General features: G+C 53.5%; 1 rRNA gene. It reads left to right on the top strand.

From position 1 onward, the window contains the following. Positions 1–1,050, top strand: a 16S ribosomal RNA gene (locus tag BLT77_RS19930); the annotation flags it as partial. Positions 1,051–1,096 lie beyond the last annotated feature (46 nt).

Raw genomic sequence — 1,096 nt, forward strand, 5'->3', positions numbered from 1 at the left:
AGAAGCACCGGCTAACTCCGTGCCAGCAGCCGCGGTAATACGGAGGGTGCGAGCGTTAATCGGAATTACTGGGCGTAAAGCGCATGCAGGCGGTTGATTAAGCGAGATGTGAAAGCCCCGGGCTTAACCTGGGAACTGCATTTCGAACTGGTCAACTAGAGTCTTGTAGAGGGGGGTAGAATTTCAGGTGTAGCGGTGAAATGCGTAGAGATCTGAAGGAATACCAGTGGCGAAGGCGGCCCCCTGGACAAAGACTGACGCTCAGATGCGAAAGCGTGGGGAGCAAACAGGATTAGATACCCTGGTAGTCCACGCCGTAAACGATGTCTATTAGGAGTCTGTGACCTTGAGTCGTGGGTTCCAAAGCTAACGCATTAAATAGACCGCCTGGGGAGTACGGCCGCAAGGTTAAAACTCAAATGAATTGACGGGGGCCCGCACAAGCGGTGGAGCATGTGGTTTAATTCGATGCAACGCGAAGAACCTTACCATCTCTTGACATCCACGGAAGCTTGGGGAGACCCGAGTGTGCCTTCGGGAACCGTGAGACAGGTGCTGCATGGCTGTCGTCAGCTCGTGTTGTGAAATGTTGGGTTAAGTCCCGCAACGAGCGCAACCCTTGTCCTTAGTTGCCAGCACGTAATGGTGGGAACTCTAGGGAGACTGCCGGTGATAAACCGGAGGAAGGTGGGGACGACGTCAAGTCATCATGGCCCTTACGAGATGGGCTACACACGTGCTACAATGGTCGGTACAAAGGGTTGCCAGCTAGCGATAGTGAGCCAATCCCATAAAGCCGGTCGTAGTCCGGATTGGAGTCTGCAACTCGACTCCATGAAGTCGGAATCGCTAGTAATCGTAGATCAGAATGCTACGGTGAATACGTTCCCGGGCCTTGTACACACCGCCCGTCACACCATGGGAGTGGGCTGCAAAAGAAGTGGGTAGTTTAACCGTTCGCGGAGGACGCTCACCACTTTGTGGTTCATGACTGGGGTGAAGTCGTAACAAGGTAGCCCTAGGGGAACCTGGGGCTGGATCACCTCCTTACGAAATAGATACGGTTTTGCGTTGAGTGTTCACACAGATTGTCTGA

Origin of the sequence: Ferrimonas sediminum (genome assembly GCF_900100175.1) — a bacterium.
Classification (GTDB): domain Bacteria; phylum Pseudomonadota; class Gammaproteobacteria; order Enterobacterales; family Shewanellaceae; genus Ferrimonas; species Ferrimonas sediminum.